This is a genomic window from Opacimonas viscosa, assembly GCF_024199005.1.
Taxonomy (GTDB): domain Bacteria; phylum Pseudomonadota; class Gammaproteobacteria; order Enterobacterales; family Alteromonadaceae; genus Opacimonas; species Opacimonas viscosa.
The window spans coordinates 128,237-150,449 of sequence record NZ_JANATA010000003.1 but is presented as its reverse complement, the minus strand read 5'-3'; the positions used below and the strand labels follow the sequence as shown (position 1 = coordinate 150,449).

Annotated in this window: 20 protein-coding genes; 10 read left to right on the top strand and 10 right to left on the bottom strand. The window is 41.6% G+C overall.

Annotated features, from left to right (window positions below; translation table 11 throughout):
* A partial coding sequence (locus NLF92_RS03430) for an RHS repeat-associated core domain-containing protein (protein WP_349293213.1) occupies positions 1-1,257 on the top strand: 1,257 nt, incomplete at its 5' end.
* Between the two features lie 8 nt (positions 1,258-1,265).
* Positions 1,266-1,697, top strand: coding sequence for a hypothetical protein (locus tag NLF92_RS03425; protein WP_254098898.1), 432 nt, complete (start codon positions 1,266-1,268; stop codon positions 1,695-1,697).
* 314 nt (positions 1,698-2,011) lie between these two features.
* Here the strand turns inward: NLF92_RS03425 and lpdA are convergent, their stop codons facing one another.
* The 6 genes from lpdA to ampD all read right to left on the bottom strand — a co-directional run bounded on the left by lpdA (position 2,012) and on the right by ampD (position 10,601).
* Positions 2,012-3,433 (bottom strand): dihydrolipoyl dehydrogenase, encoded by a 1,422-nt coding sequence (lpdA, locus tag NLF92_RS03420; RefSeq protein ID WP_254098896.1) that lies wholly within the window; start codon positions 3,431-3,433, stop codon positions 2,012-2,014.
* A 179-nt stretch (positions 3,434-3,612) separates the two neighbouring features.
* Positions 3,613-5,568 (bottom strand): pyruvate dehydrogenase complex dihydrolipoyllysine-residue acetyltransferase, encoded by a 1,956-nt coding sequence (gene aceF / locus NLF92_RS03415; protein WP_254098894.1) that lies wholly within the window; start codon positions 5,566-5,568, stop codon positions 3,613-3,615.
* 9 nt (positions 5,569-5,577) lie between these two features.
* Positions 5,578-8,244, bottom strand: a complete 2,667-nt coding sequence (aceE, locus tag NLF92_RS03410) for a pyruvate dehydrogenase (acetyl-transferring), homodimeric type (protein WP_254098892.1) — start codon at positions 8,242-8,244, stop codon at positions 5,578-5,580.
* Between the two features lie 34 nt (positions 8,245-8,278).
* Positions 8,279-9,028 carry a GntR family transcriptional regulator gene (locus NLF92_RS03405; RefSeq protein WP_254098890.1) on the bottom strand — a complete coding sequence of 250 codons (750 nt, stop codon included), beginning with the start codon at positions 9,026-9,028 and terminating at the stop codon, positions 8,279-8,281.
* Between the two features lie 200 nt (positions 9,029-9,228).
* Positions 9,229-10,053: a regulatory signaling modulator protein AmpE gene (ampE, locus tag NLF92_RS03400; RefSeq protein ID WP_254098888.1), complete on the bottom strand. Its 825-nt coding sequence runs from the start codon at positions 10,051-10,053 to the stop codon at positions 9,229-9,231.
* A complete protein-coding gene (ampD, locus tag NLF92_RS03395) occupies positions 10,044-10,601 on the bottom strand; it encodes a 1,6-anhydro-N-acetylmuramyl-L-alanine amidase AmpD (protein WP_254098886.1) in 558 nt (185 codons plus the stop codon). Before ampD ends, ampE begins: the two co-directional genes overlap by 10 nt.
* A gap of 207 nt (positions 10,602-10,808) precedes the next feature.
* On the opposite strand from ampD, the gene nadC reads away from it, so the two are divergent.
* The 8 genes from nadC to NLF92_RS03355 all read left to right on the top strand — a co-directional run bounded on the left by nadC (position 10,809) and on the right by NLF92_RS03355 (position 17,086).
* Positions 10,809-11,660: a carboxylating nicotinate-nucleotide diphosphorylase gene (gene nadC, locus NLF92_RS03390; protein WP_254098906.1), complete on the top strand. Its 852-nt coding sequence runs from the start codon at positions 10,809-10,811 to the stop codon at positions 11,658-11,660.
* A 165-nt stretch (positions 11,661-11,825) separates the two neighbouring features.
* Entirely contained in the window at positions 11,826-12,242 is a 417-nt protein-coding gene (locus NLF92_RS03385; protein ID WP_254098884.1) for a pilin, read from the top strand.
* Positions 12,243-12,370: 128 nt separating this feature from the next.
* Positions 12,371-13,585, top strand: a complete 1,215-nt coding sequence (locus tag NLF92_RS03380; protein ID WP_254098882.1) for a type II secretion system F family protein — start codon at positions 12,371-12,373, stop codon at positions 13,583-13,585.
* A 35-nt stretch (positions 13,586-13,620) separates the two neighbouring features.
* Entirely contained in the window at positions 13,621-14,520 is a 900-nt protein-coding gene (locus tag NLF92_RS03375) for a prepilin peptidase (RefSeq protein WP_254098880.1), read from the top strand.
* A gap of 17 nt (positions 14,521-14,537) precedes the next feature.
* Complete coding sequence (gene coaE / locus NLF92_RS03370) at positions 14,538-15,170, top strand: dephospho-CoA kinase (RefSeq protein ID WP_254098878.1); 633 nt, start codon at positions 14,538-14,540, stop codon at positions 15,168-15,170.
* Between the two features lie 56 nt (positions 15,171-15,226).
* Positions 15,227-15,979: a cell division protein ZapD gene (gene zapD / locus NLF92_RS03365; RefSeq protein WP_254098876.1), complete on the top strand. Its 753-nt coding sequence runs from the start codon at positions 15,227-15,229 to the stop codon at positions 15,977-15,979.
* On the top strand, positions 15,979-16,212 hold the full coding sequence (yacG, locus tag NLF92_RS03360) for a DNA gyrase inhibitor YacG (protein WP_254098874.1): 234 nt from the start codon (positions 15,979-15,981) through the stop codon (positions 16,210-16,212). The genes zapD and yacG overlap by 1 nt, the downstream gene beginning before the upstream one ends.
* A 1-nt stretch (position 16,213) precedes the next feature.
* The gene (locus tag NLF92_RS03355; RefSeq protein ID WP_254098872.1) at positions 16,214-17,086 is read left to right on the top strand and encodes an aspartoacylase; all 873 of its coding nucleotides are present in this window, start codon (positions 16,214-16,216) and stop codon (positions 17,084-17,086) included.
* A 14-nt stretch (positions 17,087-17,100) separates the two neighbouring features.
* On the opposite strand, the gene mutT is transcribed toward NLF92_RS03355, so the two are convergent.
* The 4 genes from mutT to lpxC form a co-directional block, all read right to left on the bottom strand.
* Positions 17,101-17,520 carry an 8-oxo-dGTP diphosphatase MutT gene (gene mutT / locus NLF92_RS03350; protein WP_254098870.1) on the bottom strand — a complete coding sequence of 140 codons (420 nt, stop codon included), beginning with the start codon at positions 17,518-17,520 and terminating at the stop codon, positions 17,101-17,103.
* A 34-nt stretch (positions 17,521-17,554) separates the two neighbouring features.
* On the bottom strand, positions 17,555-20,239 hold the full coding sequence (gene secA / locus NLF92_RS03345) for a preprotein translocase subunit SecA (RefSeq protein ID WP_254098868.1): 2,685 nt from the start codon (positions 20,237-20,239) through the stop codon (positions 17,555-17,557).
* A gap of 22 nt (positions 20,240-20,261) precedes the next feature.
* Positions 20,262-21,152 carry a M23 family metallopeptidase gene (locus NLF92_RS03340; protein WP_254098866.1) on the bottom strand — a complete coding sequence of 297 codons (891 nt, stop codon included), beginning with the start codon at positions 21,150-21,152 and terminating at the stop codon, positions 20,262-20,264.
* 139 nt (positions 21,153-21,291) lie between these two features.
* The gene (lpxC, locus tag NLF92_RS03335; RefSeq protein ID WP_254098864.1) at positions 21,292-22,209 is read right to left on the bottom strand and encodes a UDP-3-O-acyl-N-acetylglucosamine deacetylase; all 918 of its coding nucleotides are present in this window, start codon (positions 22,207-22,209) and stop codon (positions 21,292-21,294) included.
* Positions 22,210-22,213: the final 4 nt, after the last annotated feature.

Sequence of the window (22,213 nt, the reverse complement as noted above, 5' to 3'; positions counted from 1 at the left end):
TTATCCACTCACTCGCTGTTTGCACAAGCAATTTACCATGCACCGTCGCATCAAGACTATACTGGGCACCATAGTCTAAATGATGTGGGTATTGTGCATATGGGCGGGCGGATATATGATGCGAGCTTGGGTAGGTTCATGCAGGCTGATCCGTTTGTTCAAGCGCCCAATAACAGCCAGAACTATAATCGTTACTCATATGTTCTGAACAACCCAATGAGCTATACTGATCCGTCTGGTTACTTCTTTAAATCTCTATTTAAGAAGTTAAACAAAGCGTTGGGTGATTTTGCGCCGCTACTAGGTATAGCACTGCTTGCCATACCGGGAGTCTGGGAATGGACCTTAGCATCGGGTTGGCATGCGGCCCTATTTGGATTCGGAACAGGTGGGGTGGCTACTGGTAGTCTTAAAGGTGCATTAATAGGAGCGTTCAGTGGCGCAGCATTTCATCATATAGGTGGGGCGTTCACAGAGGGAGCTGGAGGGTTTTTTGAAGCTGGGGGAATTGGCCATATTGGTACACATGCGTTTACGGGAGGAGTCATTTCTGTCTTATCTGGTGGCAAATTCGGTCATGGATTTTTCTCTGCTGGCTTCAGCAAGTTTGCTATGTCTAATGCTGGATTCAATTACAATGATGTAAGTACTGGAGCAGTTATTGGCAGAACAACCATTGCGGCAGTGATTGGCGGTACTGCTTCAAAGATATCTGGTGGAAAGTTTGGTAATGGCGCTTCTACAGCAGCAATAGCCCAGTTGTTTAATGCTGAGGCGTCAAATGCAAGAAAGAGAAATAGGTTCGTTAATAGTCGGATAAGACAAACATCCAGTACAGATGGTGACTATCATGAGTACTCCATAAAAGGGCGAATTTGTAGTGAAAGTCAGGCAGCTTGTAATGCTCAATTGGCGGATAGTATTTTTGAAGATGTTAATAACAATGACGTTCCATTTCATGATGGAGACTTGGGGTCTGGACCTAAGAACTTGATTGATGGTATTCCTAGACCATTAGGGAACCAACCTATAATTCATATTGAGTTCCCTGATCAACGAATGTCCGTAAATGTCGTTCTTGATGGACACAATTTCCATCCCGGAGATGTAACACATAGAGTCTATTTCGAAGATGGTAACTTGTTTTATGAGGTCACTGGTACAGGAAGTGGCTGGGCACCGGGCTTCAACAATACTGCTGGTCAGGTTCTCTTTAGGCCCGGAGTATCTCAAGTAGTTAGAAAATATGGTTTCTGAGGACTAACATGAAATTTTATCCGCTTTTGTTGTTACTTTGTTTGCTCACCGCTTGTGGCGGAAGTAGTCAGGAATATATGTCTTATCACCGAGCAGATATTGGGACATCTCAACTTGAGGATATCGAAAAGGCAGTTAAAGAATTTGCAAGTGAAAATGAATTAACCGTTTTCGACAAACCTCCTAGAAACATGAAAACACTTAGTATGGGTGACGATGCTTTTTTTATTGCTTATTACTACAATGATGACGTGATATTAACTATTACAAATGTTGGTGTTGCATCAGTTTTGTCCGTGGGTTCGATCAAGAGTAAAAGTATTACCGATGTGCGATTAAGTGAATTGACAGATGGCTTATTGAGTACACTCTATGTGCGATTTAATCTTAACTTTAACGAAATAGATCCCAAAACATCTGTTTCAAAAAAAGATAATTGAAACAAAACCCGCTCCGGCGGGTTTTGAGTTTTTAGCAATTATGAATGTCATGCTTGAGGCAATACTCAAGCCGCGATAGACCACTAGCTTGTTGATCGGCAATAATGGCTTTCCATTGTTCGATAGATTTTCTGGGACGACGTTTTACCATATCAAAGCTCCATATATATGCAGAGGCTGGATTATCAAACACAGATTATGGTGTTGCTAGACGGGGTTTACCGGACGGATACGATAAACCAATTGAAGCCAATAAAAAAGCCAGTATGAGAGATACACACTGGCTTTGTTTAGCTCATCAAGAAGTTAGTGACTTACTTCTTTTTGACAGCCTTTGGATTAGGCATATCAGTAATGCTACCTTCGAATACTTCTGCAGCAAGACCAATTGATTCATTCAGTGTTGGGTGAGCGTGAATAGTTAATGCTAAATCTTCGGCATCAGCACCCATCTCAATCGCTAAGCCGATCTCACCTAACATTTCACCTGCATTGGTACCGATGATTGCACCACCGATAACACGACCAGAGTCTTTTTCAAAAATCATTTTCGTCAAACCGTCTGTTGCTGCTGATGCGATGGCTCGACCTGATGCAGCCCAAGGGAAAGAAGCAACTTCATAGTTGATGCCTTCTGCTTTAGCTTCTTTTTCAGTTAAACCAACCCAAGCAACTTCTGGCTCAGTATACGCCACTGAAGGAATACAACGAGGATCAAAGAAGTGCTTCTTACCTGCGATCACTTCTGCTGCTACATGACCTTCATGAACCGCTTTATGCGCAAGCATAGGTTGACCCACTAAATCACCAATAGCAAAGATATGTGGAACGTTAGTTTTCATTTGCTTATCAACCGCAATGAAACCACGCTCATCAACATTAACGCCTGCTGCTTCTGCTGCTACTAGTGAACCGTTTGGACGACGGCCAACTGCCACTAATACTTTGTCATAACGTACAGGTTCTGCAGGGGCTTTTTTCCCCTCAAATGTAACATATAAACCATCTTCTTTTGCTTCTACACCTGTTACTTTCGTTTCTAACATAGTGTTGAACTTGTTTTTGATAGTTTTCATGTAGACTTTAATGATGTCTTTATCCGCAGCTGGAATTAACTGGTCTAAGAATTCAACTACGTCAATTTGCGAGCCTAGCGCATTGTATACTGTGCCCATTTCCAGGCCGATGATACCACCGCCTAGGATAAGCATTTTCTGAGGGATGTCTTTCATCTCTAAGGCACCAGTAGAATCAATCACACGATCGTCTTCTGGAATGAATGGTAAACTGACCGGCTCTGAACCTGCAGCAATAATTGCATTGTCAAAGTTAATCGTAGTCGTTCCGGCATCGCCTTCAACAACAAGCGTATTTGAGCCTGTGAATTTGCCGTAACCTTGTACATGTTGCACCTTACGCATTTTTGACATGCCGCCTAGGCCTTTAGTCAATTGGCTAACAACACTGTCTTTCCACGCACGAACTTTATCTAAATCAATTTGAGGCTCACCAAACGAAACACCGTTTGCAGATAAATGTTTTGCTTCTTCAATAACTTTTGCTACATGCAACAGTGCTTTAGATGGAATACAACCCACGTTTAAACAAACACCACCTAAAGTAGCTCTTGCATCAACAAGTACTGTATCAATACCTAAATCAGCCGCACGGAAAGCTGCTGAATAACCACCTGGACCTGCGCCTAGTACTACTAGTTGCGTCTTTATTTCGCTCATTTTGACCTCAAATGTCTTAGTTGTAGAGTAACGGTGATATTTTACCCACTCGTGTTATTGTGAATAAAGTAGATAAGTCAAATAATCCGTTAAATTTCAATATATTTAATATATCGACCCAAAATTCTCACAATTAAGATTTTGGGTCGAAATCGCATTCTTTAGTAAGTTTTAGTGACTTATAAAAGAATCTGGCGTAAATCGCCAAGTACATTCTTAATATGTACAGCAAAACGTGCAGCTAAAGCCCCATCAATCACACGATGGTCGTATGATAATGATAATGGCAACATTAACCTTGGTTCAAAGTCTTTACCATTCCACTTTGGTTTTATCTCACTCTTAGATACACCTAGTATGGCAACATCTGGCGCATTAACAATAGGGGTAAATGCAGTACCACCAATCCCACCCAAAGATGAAATCGTGAAACATGAACCTTGCATGTCTGCAGCTTTTAACTTGCCGTCTCGGGCTTTAACACTGATTTCCATCAATTCTTTCGACAATTCATGGAAACCTTTTTTATCTACGTCACGCACAACTGGCACAACGAGACCATTTGGAGTGTCTACAGCAATACCGATATGGAAATACTTTTTCAGAATTAAGTTTTCACCATCTGCAGACAGCGAAGCGTTAAATGTTGGATATGCTTGAAGCGCATCTGCTACCGCTTTCATCATAAAGACCAAAGGCGTGATCTTGAAACCTAACTTACGTTTCTCAGCCACTACGTTCTGTTCTTTACGGAACGCTTCCATATCAGTGATATCAGCTTCTTCAAACTGAGTAACATGTGGAATTGTGACCCAGTTCCGATGTAAGTTTGGTCCTGAGATTTTTTGAATTCGCGTTAATGGCTTTTCTTCTATTTCACCAAACTTGCTAAAATCAACTTTGGGTGCAGCTAATACTTGTAAACCACCTTCACCGGCTGTAGTAGCGGATGCTGCAGTCATCTTCGGACGTGATAATTCATATTTCACAAAAGACTGAACATCTTCTTTCAGAATACGTCCTTTATTTCCTGTCCCTTTAACTAAACCAAGCTCAACACCGAACTCACGTGCTAAACGTCGAATAGAAGGCGATGCATATACTTTGCCTGAGGAGTTCTTGTCACCCGCAGAAGGATGATGTGGAACGGGTGGCGCTTTCGCTGCTGGAGCTGGTGCTGGGGCTGTTGTTACTGGAGCTGGTGTTGCCGGAGCAACCTCCGCTGGGGCTGCTACTGGCGCACTGCCAGCCACTGCCAAATCAATAACTAAACTACCCTCAGAAACTTTATCTCCGACATTAGCATGAATAGCTTTAACGACTCCGCCTTGTGGTGCAGGCACATCCATCGTGGCTTTATCGGTCTCTAATGTAATCAAGCCATCTTCTTCAGCGATTGTGTCACCTACTGCGACTAACACCTCAATGACATCAACATCTGTATCACCACCAATATCTGGTACTTTTACCTGCACAGTTTCATTGGCAACTGGAGCAGCTGCCGCAGGCGTTGCTGCAGGTGCAGCTTCGACAACTGGCGCGGCTACCGACGTACTGCCAGCAACTTCAAGGTCTATGACTAAACTACCTTCGGACACTTTATCACCGACATTAGTATGAATCGCTTTTACAACACCGCTTTGAGGTGCTGGAACATCCATGGTTGCTTTATCTGTTTCCAAGGTAATCAGACCGTCTTCTTCTGCAATCGTATCACCTACAGCTACTAATACTTCGATGACGTCAACGTCCGTATCACCGCCAATATCAGGCACAGTAATTTGGATAGTTTCACTACCAGCCGCTGCAGCAGATTCAACCACTGGTACTGCGGCTACAGGAGTCGCTTCAGGTGTTGCAGATACTGGAGCTGGTGCTTCTGTTGCTGTTTCTGCGGCTGCTGCAGATAATTTAGCGAGTAAAGTACCTTCAGAAATTTTATCACCAACGGCCACACAAATTTCTGCCACAGCACCACCGAAAGGTGCTGGGATATCCATAGATGCTTTATCACTTTCAACAGTCACAATCGCATCTTCTGCATCAATGTTGTCACCAACTGCGACGCAGATTTCAATGACTTCAACCGAATCTTCACCTAAATCCGGGACCAAGATTTCTTTAATATCAGACATCGTGTTTCCTTATGCGTAAAGTGGGTTGATTTTGTCAGCATCGATGCCGAGAGTTTCAATGGCTTTTGCTAAATCTTTCTTCGGGAAATCTCCCGCTTTAGCTAACTCGTATAATGCGGCAAACGCAACGTAATTCGCATCTACTTCGAAGTGACGACGCAAGTTTTCGCGGCTATCAGAACGACCGTAACCATCTGTACCTAAGACTCTATATGCACCAGGTACAGCTGCGCGAACTTGTTCCGCGTATGCTTTGATATAATCAGTAGCAGCGATTGTCGGCCCACCATGGCTTTCACTTAACACTTGAGTGATATAAGGAGTGCGTTGCTCACCTTCTGGATGCAACATGTTGTAACGATCGCAGTCAATCGCATCACGGCCTAATTCATTGAATGAAGTCGCAGAATATACATTGGATGCGACATCAAACTTGTCGGCTAATAACGTTGCAGCGGCTCTTACTTGCTCAAGAATCGTACCTGAACCAAGTAGGTTCACCTGACGCTTGGATTTACCGACGGTATCTAATAGATAAATACCTTTGATAATGCCCTCTTCACAACCTTTCGGCATTTCCGGCTGAACATAGTTTTCATTCATCACCGTCAAGTAATAGAAGACATTTTCTTGTTCTTCTAACATGCGACGACAACCGTCTTGCGTAATCACTGCGACTTCATAACCGTAAGTTGGGTCATATGAGACACAGTTTGGAATCAAGCCGGCCTGGATGTGCGAGTGTCCATCTTGGTGTTGTAAACCTTCACCATTCAATGTTGTTCTACCAGCAGTACCACCCACAAGGAAACCACGACATTGACTATCACCAGCTGCCCATGCCATATCACCAATACGTTGGAAACCGAACATTGAGTAATAGATATACACAGGAAGCATTGGTAAATCGTTAGTAGAGTATGAGGTACCTGCTGCCACGAAAGATGACATTGCGCCTAACTCATTGATACCTTCTTGGAGTACCTGACCTTTTTTGTCTTCGCGATAGTAAGCAACTTGGTCTTTATCCTGAGGGACATATTTCTGACCAGAGTTAGAATAAATACCCACTTGGCGGAACAAACCTTCCATCCCAAAAGTACGTGCCTCATCTGGTATGATTGGCACCACATTTTTACCCATTTGCTTATCTTTTAACATAACGGTTAAAACACGAACAAATGCCATTGTGGTAGAAATTTCTCGACCGTTAGAGCCTTTAGTAATGGCTTCAAACGATTTTAATGGTGGAGCAGGCAGATCATGAGTTGACTTCGCCAAGCGCGCCGGCATATAACCATGTAAAGCTTCACGTTTTTCACGTAAATACTTCATTTCAGGGCTATCTTCTTCGAACTTGTAATACGGTAAATCACCAATTTCATCATCTGAGACTGGGATATTGAAACGGTCACGATAGTGTTTAACTTCCTCGATATCCATTTTCTTCACGTTGTGAGCGATGTTTTTACCTTCACCCGCTTCACCCATGCCATAACCTTTCACCGTTTTGGCTAAGATGACTTGTGGACGACCTTTAGTTTCTGTTGCTTTTTTGTATGCAGCATAAACTTTAACTGGGTCATGACCACCGCGGTTTAAGCGCCAGATGTCATCGTCGGACATATTAGCAACCATCTGTTCAACTTCTGGATATTTACCGAAGAAGTTTTCACGGGTGTATTTACCACCATTCGCTTTACAGTTTTGGTACTCACCGTCAACAGTTTCGTTCATCAAATCAAGTAATTTTCCAGTTGTGTCACGCGCAATCAGTGGATCCCAATAACGTCCCCAAATGACTTTAAAGACTTCCCAGCCAGCTCCACGGAATGTACCTTCTAGCTCCTGGATAATTTTGCCGTTACCACGGACCGGACCATCTAGGCGTTGTAAGTTACAGTTGATCACGAATGTTAAGTTATCTAAACCTTCACGAGCGGCCAAACCAATAGCACCTAGTGATTCTGGCTCATCAACTTCACCATCACCCATGAAACACCATACACGTTGCTCAGAACAATCTTTCAAGCCTCGGTTCGTTAGGTATTTCAAATAGCGAGCTAAGTAAATAGCTTGCATCGGGCCTAAGCCCATCGATACTGTTGGGAATTGCCAGAAGTCAGGCATTAACTTAGGGTGAGGATAAGAAGATAGACCTTCACCGCCTACTTCTTGTCGGAAGTTGTCCAACTGGCCTGCAGAAAGACGACCTTCAATAAATGCACGAGAATAGATGCCTGGAGAAACGTGACCTTGGACGAATAAGTAGTCACCACCGTCTTTGTCGTTGGCGGCACGGAAAAAATGGTTAAAACCAACATCGTACAACATAGCAGAAGAAGCAAATGAAGAAATATGACCACCCAACTCTAAATCTTTCTTAGAGCCACGTAATACCATCATCATCGCGTTCCAACGAATCGCGTTACGGATTTTTGTTTCAATCGTTTGGTCACCAGGCATTGTTGGTTCTTGGCCTGGTGGGATCGTATTTAGATACGCTGTCGTTGCATCGTAAGGTAAGTGCGCACCATTGCGTCGAGCTTTTTCGATTAAAGACTCTAATAGGTAATGTGCACGCTCAACACCTTCCTCTTCTAAAACGGCTTCTAAAGATTCAAGCCATTCTTGAGTTTCTTGAGGATCGATGTCTGAATAGTTCACGTCAGTCATATTGCTTCCTTTGTCCTGTTATTTTGTTTGGTACTTAAACATCAAGTCGACGCATCACTCGTTGGACACGGGTATCACGTTGATTGATTTTAAGTAAAGTTTCTTCAATGAAAGCCAGTAATGTATTACTTGCTTCCCTTGCATTCTCAGGGTCTTGTCCAATAATCGCTTGGACAATGGTGTTTCTATGTTGCTTAATTTCTGTAACAGCGTCAGGCATCACTTTTAGCATTTCTAAGTTCCGCTGAATATTGTCTGTCAACATGGTTTTCATACTCCGCATCACATGCTGTAACACCATGTTGTGTGAAGCTTTTGCCATCATGAGGTAAAAATCCCCAAGTAACTCAGCTTCTTGTGCTTTAGTACTGGAAAGTGGCAAAGCATCTAATGCTAACCATGCTCTTTGTAAATTTTGATAGTCTTCAGGCTGACCACGTAAAGCCGCGTAATAAGCCGCCATACCCTCAAGTGCATGCCTAAATTCTAACAAATCGAATTGTGTTTCAGGCCGGTTTGCAACTAATTCTAGTAAGGGGTCGGTCATATTTGAATTTAACTTTGCGTTAACGAAAGTCCCACCGCCTTGCTTGCGTTCGACTAAACCTTTAGCTTGTAGGTTTTGTATAGCTTCGCGCAACGAAGGTCTCGAAACATTAAACTGCTCTGCTAACATGCGTTCTGCAGGTAGTTTTTGACCAGCAACAAAAGAACCATCCAAGATCAGAGCCTCTAAACGCTCTGTAATGACATCCGATAGTTTTTGTTGTTTTATGCCAGGCATAGGAGTTAATTCTCTTTGCAAATGTTAATAATTTTAACTTAATTCGAATAATGGTAATACCATTGTACCAAAATGTAAAGCTTCAGCAGTGACAGAAGTTAATTTTAGTATAAAAAACAGACAAAACGCAGGCTGAATATACATTTAACTTATATTCATTATGACTAGGATATCGGCAGACAAGGTGCGAATTATAGGATTTAACGAAGGAAACCCGTTAAAGTGAAGACCGCGATTAATGCGAGTAAAAACATAATGTTTCGTTTTGCTAAACGCACCAAAGTAATGGCTTCTTGGGCCGGCTCTTCTTGAGCCACGGGGACATCTTCAGCCGCAATCGCAACTTGGGCTAATACATCTTTAGCTTTGGTGTGCTTATCGAATAATAAACCTAACCAAACTGGTAAAGCTCTAGAGAAATGCCCAACAATTAGGAAACCAAAAGCTGTAATACGAATGGGGAGCCAATCAACGATTAAGATAATTTTGCTCAGTACATGCTGGTATCCGAAGTTATTCTCTTGGGCATAATGATTAACAATCCGCAACATCGAATAGGCAACAACCCCGGGTAAACCCAGTACAACAAAAATAATAACTGGCGCAGCGTATCTTTGATAATTCAACCAGATAAGGTGTTGTCCAAACGTCCTTGCATCATATGATGGTAAACCCAATTCTCGGGTATACATGTCACAAGCTTGTAAATCGTGACGTTCGGCCGCAGAAAGGTAGCATTTGAAACTCGCCCGTAACTCAGCACAACCAATACTAACAAACAAAACAAACAGCGTTACGCCAAAATGGACCAAGCCAATCTGCACAGAAGACAAGAACAACCACAAAATGAATGCGGGTATAAGACAAATCAACAACAGTTGCCATGTCTGAGTTTCTGAACCTAACCACTTTTTAGTCTGTATCCAACCCATATAACGACCGTAGTAAAAATCCGTATGACAATACCCAGGTTTATCAATTAAGCGTTCGGCTGTTAAGGCTAGCAATACATATATTAAAACCACGTTGGATCATCCTTATAAGTGTGAATACTTTGTCGAAACCGAGACCAATCAAATGCGGTACCGGGGTCTGTCTTACGGCCAAATGCAATATCACTGTGTCCGACAATACGGCCTAATGATATTTCAGGAAACTGACTTTGTAAAAATAAGGTTAATTGTTTGAGTGCAGCATATTGCTGATGGGTATAGCTCAACGAGTCCGTTCCCTCTAACTCAACACCGATACTAAAATCGTTGCAATTCGACCGGCCTTGCCAAACGGACACTCCAGCATGCCATGCACGTTGGTTAAAATCTACGTATTGGATGATATCGCCATTTCTTTTGATACATGCATGTGCCGATACTTTGAGTCCCTCTAAAGCGGCAAAAGCAGGATGCGCAGAAAGCATTAATGTGCCTTGAAATAATTGGCTAATATAATCCCCGCCAAAATACCCTGGCGGCAAGGAAATATTATGAATGACCAGTAAACTCACAGTTTCACCAGCTGGGCGCTCATTAAAATATGGCGAAGGACGTTGCTGTGCTGCTGGATAAAATGGCATATTAAACAGAATAGTCAGTAATTTATTAGTCTATGTTAAAATTTTCTTATCGAATAAGAAACCAAAGTTTTGTTATTATAGCTAACATTAACCAATTATTTGTTAATACCTTTAACCAAGGTGTTTTCTTTTGCGGAAGTCCAAATGACAACTCTACAACACATTCACCGCCAACATTTACCTAGCGATACTTTAATTACCCTAGCAATGGTGCAAGAAAATGTACGTGCTGCATTACTTGAAGATCTGGGTTTAGTCTCAGCTGAAAAGCCGATTGCAGAACTTATCCAACGCGATTTAACGGCTCAACTGATTCCTGCCGACAAAGTGGATAGTGCTCAGGTTGTTTGTCGTGATGCCGCCACTATTAGCGGTGCAGCATGGGTCAATGAAGCATTTTTAGCCTGTGATCCCAATCTTGTGTTGGAGTGGTTTGTGCAAGACGGTGAGCAGGTTGCCGCAAACACTGTTTTATTTACCGTAACGGGCAATGCCCAAGCGATACTAACGGCAGAGCGAGTAGCGTTAAACTTTTTACAAACTATGAGTGCGACTGCGACGGAAACCTGCAAATATGTCCAATTGCTAGCAGGTTCAAGCACTCGCTTGCTAGATACTCGCAAAACCCTACCTAACATGCGGTATGCCCAAAAGTATGCAGTACAATGTGGCGGTGGTACAAATCATCGTATAGGACTGGCTGATGCGTTCTTAATTAAAGAGAATCATATCATGGCCTGCGGTGGTATTGCTGCGGCCATTAGCACAGCAAAACGTATCGTCCCAGATAAGTTAGTTGAAGTAGAAGTAGAAAATATGGCTGAATTAGCATCGGCGGTATCTGCCGGTGCCGATATCATTATGCTCGATAATTTTACGACTAAACAGGTCCTACAGGCAGTAGAATTTACCGGCCAGCGAGCTAAACTAGAAGTATCAGGGAATATTACTGATACTAGGATTACAGAATTGAAAACCACCGGAGTCGATTTTATTTCTACCGGTGCAATCACAAAAAATATTCACGCTATTGATTTATCACTAAGAATAATTAAGTAAAATCAAGCACCTATGTCTTTTGTTTATGAGCGTTAGACATAGGTATATTCCTACATACTTCACTCATTCGGTTTTCTCCATATACTTAGCATCAAGTAATGACTACAACACATTTGATACGGACGTTGCTTTTATTGTTAATGCGTTAATTCGCGGAGAAATATTATGAATACTTTTACAACTGCTCGTAACACAAAAGGTTTTACTCTTATTGAATTGATGATTGTGGTCGCAATCATCGGAATTTTGGCAGCCATTGCATTACCTGCCTATCAAAACTATACCCAAAAAGCGAAATTTACTGAAGTCACTAATGCCTCTGCGGCAGCGAAATCGGCTGTAGAAGTTTGCGCTCAGGTGAATAACGCGTTAGCCAGTTGTGATGGTGGTGCAGCAGGGATACCTGCAGATATTACAGCAGCCGCAGGTGTCGTAGGACTCACTACCGCAAACGGTGTCATTACTACAACGAAAGCGACTGATAGTGATATCAGCGGTACTGGTACCTTTACTCTCACCCCAACATTGGCTGGTGGTAAAGTGACTTGGGCTGCAGCTTGTGCCCCTGCTACATTGTGCTAAACATAGGTTAGACGAGAAATAGCCCAGTTTATCTGGGCTTTTTTTATCTCTATCAAGCAAGACAAACGCAACCAATCTTCTCACATATATCATAGCATTTTCATGCTGACTGCTCTGGGGTAAAGATTATGCCAAATACTGCATTACATACTTTCGAATGGAACGGTGCTGACCGCAAAGGAAATAGTGTTAAAGGTGAAATGTCGGCCGTCTCAATTAATGAAGTCAAAAACCTCTTGCGTCGACGTGGTATTTCGGCCCAAAAAGTCAAAAAGAAAACCACTTCTTTGTTCAGTCGGCAAAAAGAAAAACTAGATGCGGCAGATGTTTGTGTCATAACTCGACAAATAGCGACGATGCTTGGTGCTGGCGTCAGCTTAATTCAAACCATAGATATGCTGGCTCAAGGACACAATAAACAGCAAGGTCGAAATGTCTTAAGTGATATAGCCAATGAAGTGAAAGCCGGTAACCCTCTCTCAGCAGCGTTACGTAAACATCCCGATATTTTTGATGATTTATATTGTGATTTAGTGAGTACTGGCGAACAATCTGGTGCCCTAGAAACCATTTTTGAACGGATTGCGCTGTACAAAGAAAAAGCCGAAGCGTTGAAATCAAAAATTAAAAAAGCGATGTTTTACCCAATTGCAGTGCTAGTGGTCGCTTTTATCGTAACAACGATACTCCTAATCTTTGTCGTCCCCCAATTTGAAGAGATCTTTAGTAGCTTTGGGGCTGAGTTACCAGTGTTTACCCAAATGGTGTTAAACCTATCTGGATTTATCCAAACTTATGGTGTTTTGATCGGAGCCGGCATAGCTGTTTTGGGCTGGTTTATGGCTAAAACTCATAAAAAATCACAAAAATTTCGTGACGCCGTGGATGCTAAATTACTTAAACTTCCGGTCGTCGGCGACATTTTTCAAAAGGCAGCCATTGCCCGTTTTACACGCACTTTAGCAACAACATTTGCGGCCGGGGTCCCTTTGATTACAGCTTTAGAGTCGGCAGCAGGTGCATCAGGCAATGCGGTATATCGCAATGCAATTATGTTTATGCGTCAAGAGGTTGCAGGCGGTATCCAAATGTTCAGTGCAATGCGCTCTACAGGTGTCTTTCCCGATATGGTCATTCAAATGATAGCCATCGGAGAAGAGTCTGGTTCCGTCGACGCAATGTTATCCAAAGTCGCCACAATTTATGAAGCCCAAGTGGATGATCTTGTTGATGGCCTCACCAGTCTATTAGAACCAATGATTATGGCGGTATTAGGGGTGGTCATTGGCGGGTTAATTGTCGCCATGTATTTGCCTATATTTCAAATGGGTAACGTGGTATAAATATATGATTATTTTATCCTGGTTCACCTGTTCCCATGCTTGAATTATTGACACTCTATCCCTTTCTTTTCTACACCTGTGTTGGACTGTTTAGCTTATTAGTTGGAAGTTTTCTAAATGTTGTTATCTATCGCTTACCTATCATTATAGAACGAGATTGGATCACCGAATTTACGACTTACTATCAGATCGTTTTCACTGGCAAAATCCCTGGTAATGTTCCGTTAAACCAACCATTTAATTTAGCCCTACCTCATTCAACATGTCCGCATTGCCAACATAAAATACGTGCAACCGAAAACATCCCTATTTTTAGCTTTTTGCGCCAAGGTGGAAAGTGCAGCCAATGTACAGGAAAGATTGCTTACCGGTATCCTATTATTGAAGGACTTACTGCGCTTATCGGCGTTTGGGTCGCAGTCCACTTTGGGCTGTCCTATAGTACGGCGATCATACTACTTGTTAGTTTTCTACTCATCGCCATGATTGCAATCGATATTGATAAAATGTTACTCCCTGACCAGCTTACCTTACCGATGCTTTGGCTAGGTCTGGCAGCCAGTACGCAACATCTGTTTGTCTCTCCTAGCGATGCCATTATCGGGGCAATTTTAGGTTATGGCTTTTTATGGTCTGTCTATTGGGGCTTTAAATTGCTCACGGGTAAAGAAGGCATGGGGTATGGTGATTTTAAATTACTGGCCGCCATTGGTGCGTTTGTTGGCTGGCAACATTTATTAATTGTGATTTTGTTGTCTTCTGTTGTTGGGGTGATTATTGGGTTACTTTTACCTCTATTCAAAAACGCTAAACAAACAGATACCTCTGTCCCGACCTCTGCTTTTCCTTTTGGCCCTTTTTTAGGGATCGCAGGTTGGCTTACCATTTTGTATGGTGATGACATTTTAGCTTTGTATGTTCAATGGTTGGTCTAACCATGGCGGATATAAAAATGAAACATACTGAACAAGTACCTGTAGTCGGACTTACGGGTGGGATTGGTTCAGGAAAAAGCTTAGTTTCTGACACTTTACATGCATTCGGTATAGATATTATCGATGCTGATATTATTGCCCGCGACGTTGTGGCACCTGGTAGTTCAGCTTTACAAAGTATAAAAGAAAAATATGGTCAAGATGTTATCACAGCCACCGGGTCACTCGACCGAGCTAAATTACGCACCCTTGTTTTTGCCGACCACAACGAAACCAAATGGCTCAATAACTTGTTACACCCTTTGATCCGTTCAGAGATATTACGGCAATTAGCACAAGCACAAACTCCATATTGTATCCTTGCTGTACCTTTATTATTTGAAAACAAACTCGATGCGCTGTGCGATTTAACCATTGTCGTCAATACCAGCGCAGAGAAACAACTATCCCGAGCCAGCCAAAGAGATGATGTAGACATAGAAAATATAAAACGCATCATGGCTCAACAATTAACCGCACATGAACGTAATAAAAAAGCAGATATCATTGTCGATAATAATGGGACTAAAACACAAACCATAAAGCAAATAAAGCAATTCCATGAGGAAATGTTAAATAAATATAAAAAAAATAACAAAAAAGACAGTTAGCACTTGAAAAATCACGTGTTTTGTTGTCTATTGCATAAGGTGTAGAGGAGTGTGACATGAGTTTTGCAGTATATGAATTCCCACTTAATGAAAAAGTGAGGAATTATCTAAGAGTTGAACACTTGTTCAATGCTTTGCATGATCCCGATAAAATTTGCAAACAACACACTGAAATCCAGTTTTTTCGTGATTTTTTTACTTTACTCGATCTGATCGAAAGAATTGATTTAAAAACCGAACTCCTACGCGATCTAAATAATTACTTACTCGTCCTAGATGCTTGGTTGGAATTCCCTGATGTAGACCAAGACGCACTAAATTCCACTAAAAATGACGTGTTAGATGTTCTTAATCGATTAAAAAACACGTCGCGGATAGGGAAAGAACTCAAAGCAGACAAATTTTTAACGGCAATACGTCAACGATTTTCCATTCCTGGAGCAACCTGCTCTTTTGACCTTCCCAAACTCCATTACTGGTTAAGTTTAGAAGATGATGCAAAGTTAGCCGATTGTCAGCGCTGGTTAAATGACTTGGCATTATTGCAAGACTGTGTCAACGTAGCGCTGTCATTCATAAGAAATCGTAAATCTCTAAGTGAACAAAACGCTCCTAATGGCTTTTACCAAGGTGTAGCAGATAGTAAAGTTGAATTAATTCGTGTCGAACAAACTCCGAATAAAGGTTATTATCCCACTCTCAGTGGTAACAAATATCGTTACTCAATCCGATTTATGCGCTTTACTCCAGATGAAAATCAATCTAGCAGTATGGAAGAAACAATTACATTTAAAATGGCAGGGTGTTAATGCAAGTTGATTGTCCAAATTGTGGAAAAAAGGTGGAGTGGTGTGATGCTTCGAAGTTTCGTCCGTTTTGTAGTAAACAATGCCAATTAATCGATCTTGGCGAATGGGCGAATGAAGAAAAAACCATACCTTGTGGTGCCAACAAAGACCAAGAAACAACAGAACTACCAAGTATTGAAGACATAGAAGCCTTACTTGCTGAACAACCAGACCACTTCTTTAAGGAAGATTAACATGCCTGAAGTGCAATCAATTGCCATTGTGGGTGGTACACATGGCAACGAGCTGACAGGTATCCAACTTGTCAGACACCTGCAAAATTTCCCTATCACGTACTATGATGATATTGTTTTATCTTTTATCCTAGCAAACGCAGAAGCCATAGCCGCCAATGTCCGTTTTATTGATGTCGACCTTAACCGTCAGTTTCATCTCGACAACCTTAAAAGCTCCAACAGTATGCTGTACGAGTTAAACTTGGCAAAAATTTTGAATCAAAAAATCGGTCCAAAACAAGCCCCTTTAACTGATCTGGTTATTGATATACACAATACAACTTCTGCTATGGGGCCTACACTTATTGTACTTGAAGATAGTGATTTTTATCGAGAGATGGCGAGATATTTGAAACAGCACATGCCTGAAGCAAATATATTATTGGAAGATGAAGTCCCATACCAAGAGCACCCTTATCTATGTACCGTTGGTAAGCGAGGTATTATGTTGGAAATAGGTGCCCAACCACAAGGTGTATCGAGAGCTGATATTTTTGCCCAATGCCAGAATATGCTACAAATAATTTTGGCATACGTCGACCTCTATAACAAACAAGCCATACCAACAAGCCAGCCCGTAGATACCTATCGTTTTGGTGAAGTTGTATTATTTCCAATGGATGAAGAAGATCAGATTATTGGCCTGGTACACCCTAACTTACTCGATGGTGACTTTAAACCAGTAGCAGTAGGTGAGCCTATTTTTGCTATGTTTGATGGTTCTGAACTATTGTTACAAGGTGATAAGACTATTTATCCACATTTTGTTAATGAAGCAGCTTACAAACAATCAAACGTTGCTTTTTCTACTGCTGATAAATTTGAGTGGTAGCTGTTCAGTTTTGATTATAAATACTGCGCTTCTAGTTTTGTGATAATAGCTTTATTCGCATCTGGAAAGCGCAGCTTTTGTAAATCCTCAAGCAACACCCATGCACCTTGCTGCCCCTCACATCCTCTAGGTTCACCGGTAAAAGACGAAACGGTATGAATATGTAATGTGACATGTTTATCGCCATAATCATGTTCGATGTGCATAAAGGGCTCTGAATCTATAACGTCAATCCCAAGTTCTTCTCGTAACTCACGGGCTAAGGCATCAGTGACATTTTCGTCTCGTTCTACTTTACCCCCTGGAAATTCCCATTTACCGCCTTGGTGGACTGTCTCATTACGTTTTGTGACGAAGCATGCGGTATCACGTAAAATAATACCTACGGCAACGTTTACGGTATGCTTGTGTGCTTTATTCAAAGTATTCTCCATACCCGTAAACGATTATTTTACTACACCTACCAATTTACAGTTTGCCGTGGCACTGCTTGTATTTTTTACCGGACCCACATGGACAAGGATCATTACGCCCGACTTTAGGACCTTCACGACGCCCAATCGACACAGAACCTTGCCCTTGTGATGCATTGGTTTGTGTAGGTTGTTCTGCAGCGGCTTTACGTTGTTCTTCTACGGCCTCTACATCAGATTCAGCTTGGACTTGAACCTTACTCAATAAACTAATGACTTCCACTTTAAGGTTTTCTAACATGTCAGAAAACAGTTCAAATGATTCACGTTTGTATTCTTGCTTAGGATTTTTTTGTGCGTAACCACGTAAATGAATACCTTGGCGCAAATAATCCATCGCCGCTAAATGTTCTTTCCAATGGTTATCAAGGCTTTGTAACATAACCGCCTTTTCAAATTGACGCATTACATCAGGACCCACTTGTTCAACCTTGGCCTGGTATGCACCTTCAATCTCTGCGTGGATTTTATCTCTTAAACGCTCTTCATATAACTTATCGTCTTCATCTAACCACTGCTGGATCGGTAAATCGAGTGTGAAGTCGGCACGTAAACGTTCTTCTAATGCTGGCACGTCCCACATTTCTTCTAAAGATTGTGGTGGGATATATGCACTAATAACACCATCAACGACATCATTTCTAATTGCACTAATCGTTTCACCGATATCACCGTCATTCAACAATTCATTGCGTTGCTCATAAATAACTTTACGCTGATCATTCGCCACATCATCATATTCTAGAAGTTGCTTACGAATATCAAAGTTACGCCCTTCAACCTTGCGTTGAGCATTTTCAATAGCACGTGATACCCAAGGATGCTCGATTGCTTCGCCCTCTTCCATCCCTAAACGCTGCATCATATTGCCCATTTTTTCTGAAGCAAAAATACGCATAAGAGCATCTTCTAAAGAAAGATAAAAACGCGAAGAACCAGGATCCCCCTGACGCCCTGAACGACCACGTAACTGATTATCGATACGGCGAGATTCATGGCGCTCTGTACCAATAATATGTAAACCACCAGAGGCTAATACTGCATCATGGCGCTCTTGCCATTTGGCTTTGGCACGGTCCCTCGCTTCAGTGTCATTTTCGGCTAATTTAGCCAACTCAACTTGTAAATTACCACCAAGAACAATATCGGTTCCTCGACCGGCCATGTTAGTTGCAATGGTGACAGCTGAGGGTAAACCCGCTTGGGCAACAATGTCGGCTTCCTGTTCGTGAAATTTAGCATTTAGTACGTTGTGTTTAATCTTTCGTTTTTTCAAGAACGCTGAAATTAACTCTGAATTTTCAATCGATACTGTACCCACCAATACCGGCTGGCCTTTTTCCACACAAACGAGAATATCGTTAACTATGGCTTCATATTTTTCTTGCGCCGTACGATAAATTAAATCCGCCATATCGTTGCGAATCATCGGTCTGTTTGTTGGAATAATAACCGTTTCTAAGCCGTAAATATGCTGGAACTCAAACGCCTCAGTATCAGCCGTCCCCGTCATACCACCTAGTTTTTCGTACAAACGGAAATAATTCTGGAAAGTAATTGAAGCTAACGTTTGGTTTTCATTTTGAATGTTGACACCTTCTTTCGCTTCGACTGCTTGGTGTAAACCTTCTGACCAACGACGACCTTCCATCGTTCTACCGGTATGTTCATCAACAATGACAATATCGCCATCTTTCACGATATAGTCGACGTCTTTAGCAAACAACTTATGCGCTTTTAATGCAGAATTTACATGCTGTAATAATGCGATATTGGCAGATGAAAACAAAGACTGGCCTTCTTGTAAAACGCCGGCCTCTAATAACAATTCTTCAACAAAAACTTGGCCATTTTCGGTTAAATGAACCTGTTTACCTTTTTCATCTATGGTGTAATGGCCATCGCCCATTTCACCCTCTTCATCCTCTTTATCTTGTTCAATTAATTTGGGGACTAACGCATTGATCTGCTTGTATAAAGCAGAGCTATCTTCGGCAGCACCCGAGATGATTAATGGGGTTCTCGCTTCGTCAATTAGGATGGAATCAACCTCATCGATAACGGCATAAAATAATCCACGTTGTACTCGATGCTCTGGACTAAACGCCATATTATCGCGCAAATAATCAAAACCAAATTCGTTATTCGTACCATAAGTAATATCACATGCGTAAGCCGCAACTTTCGCGTCATGACTCATTCCAGCGATGTTACAACCGACCGTTAGGCCTAAAAAATCATATAAATCACGCGACCAGTCAGCATCACGTTGCGCTAGATAATCATTTACAGTGATGACGTGAACACCACGCCCAGTCAATGCGTTTAAGTATGTCGATAATGTAGAGGTGAGTGTTTTACCTTCACCAGTTCTCATTTCCGCAATCTTTCCTTGCTGGAGTACAATACCGCCAGTCATCTGTGTATCAAATGGACGCATTCCATAGACACGTTTGCTCGCTTCACGCACGACAGCAAACGCTTCGATAATTAAATCATCTAATGCGATACCTTCTTTAATTTTGGCTTGAAAAGCTTGGGTTTTTGCTTTTAGTTCCGCATCGGATAATGCTTCCATCTCTGGTTCTAAAGCAGCAATGAGCTTAACTGATTTATTTATTTTTTTGAGAATACGATCGTTACGACTACCAAATATTTTGCGTGCGATTGAAGAAAACATGGATATTTTTATTCCGTTATAATTATTGACGATAGACGAAAGGTAACGGGTCTATCTGTTTACCGTTCTTAATGATTTCATAGTGAACATGAGCCCCTGTTGAGCGCCCGGTATTCCCTAATAATGCAATTGTGTGCCCTTTGGTGACGACCTCACCTACCTGCACATTAATACTGTGGTTATGACCGTATCTTGATACCAGGCCATTACCATGATTTATTTCAACCAAATTGCCATATCCATATCGTTCACCGGCCCAGGTAATTACCCCTGCTGCCGTTGTTATGACAGGATCACCCTCGCGACCAGCAAAATCGATGCCTTTGTGCATAGCGGGTTTACCGGTAAACGGGTCATTGCGTTTACCATAGTACGAAGATAACCACCCTTTGTGTATCGGTCGTCCAGCGATTCGCTGTTCATTATTGATATGGGTATTCAACAGAATATTTTCAAGGACGGTGAGCTCTGCAGTCTGTCTTTTAATTTTCTGTGTTAAATTTTCTAATTTTTCAAGCAGTGGATTGTCAATGCTTTCAATCTCTGACAACGGGTTAGTACTGCTAGAACCAACGTCTTTCAGAACTGGCATTTCTACATTGACTGAATCAGCTAACACTTGCTGCTGAACTTTCAATTGTGTCAGTTGTGCATCTAATTTTTGTATGGTCTGTGCCAATGAAACTAAATATTGCGTGTTTTCAGCTTGTAGATCACTGATCATGACTTGCTGTTGTAACAAGCCTTGCTTAACTAAATTAACACGTTGAGCTTCGTCATTCGGTAAAAACGTTGAACGACTGGAGATGAGTAATAAAGAGATACCGAGTACGCAGCAGGTCAAAAATTTACGTGCAGAAAAAGATAGCGCATAACGCTTTTCTGCTTTTTCTAATTGGATAGTAAATTTCATAATATGACCTAAAAAAATAAGGCCATAATTTTAACGTAAAAGCAGTAGATTACAAACTAATCATCTGTTATTTACATATTAAGAACAAAAAATTAGAGAATATCGTCTGAAAAAAATAGGATTAACTGAGTTTGCAGGCTTAGTTAAAACCCAAAACAGGATTCAGATACTGAATTGGTGCATTAACTGTATCTTCATATGTGACGTATTCCCAAGCATCGGTTTGGGTGAGTACAGCATTTAGTAGTTTATTATTTAAACCATGGCCCGTTTTATAAGCTGACATTAATCCGATAATACTATGGCCACCAAGATATAAATCACCCACGGCATCAAGTACCTTATGCTTTAGGAATTCATCTTCATAACGTAAACCTTCAGGATTTAACACACGGTACTCATCTAATGCGACAGCATTATTCATCGAGCCACCTAAAGCAAGATCCATAGCGTTCATCGTTTCCAAGTCTCGCATGAAACCAAAAGTTCGCGCTCTTGAAACATGGTCGATATAAGAATCGGAACTAAAATCGAGTTCCATATGTTGACGAGTTTGACTAATCACTGGATGGTCAAAGTCTATAGCAAAATCAACTTTGAAGCCGTTATAAGGCTGAAGTTCTGCCCATTTATCACCATCCTCAACACGCACCGTTTTGATCATTTTAAGGAATTGTTTTGGCGCATTTAATTCCTCGATGCCCGCAGACTGTAAGAGGAAAACAAATGGGCTAGCACTACCATCCATTATAGGTAATTCATGACTGTTAACTTCGACGATGATATTGTCAATACCTAAACCTGCGAGAGCTGAGGCTAGGTGTTCAACGGTATGTATAGTCACGCCATCAGTATTACTGATACAGGTACACAACACAGTATCTTTTACTGCGTCAGCACGTGAAGGAATGTCGACATGCGGGTGCAAATCAACTCGGCGAAACACAATACCTGTGTTGGCAGGTGCTGGGCGCAAAGTCATAGTCACTTTTTCGCCTTTGTGTAAGCCAATTCCTGTCTCTTGTACAGAATGTTTGATGGTACGCTGTCTAATCATCGCT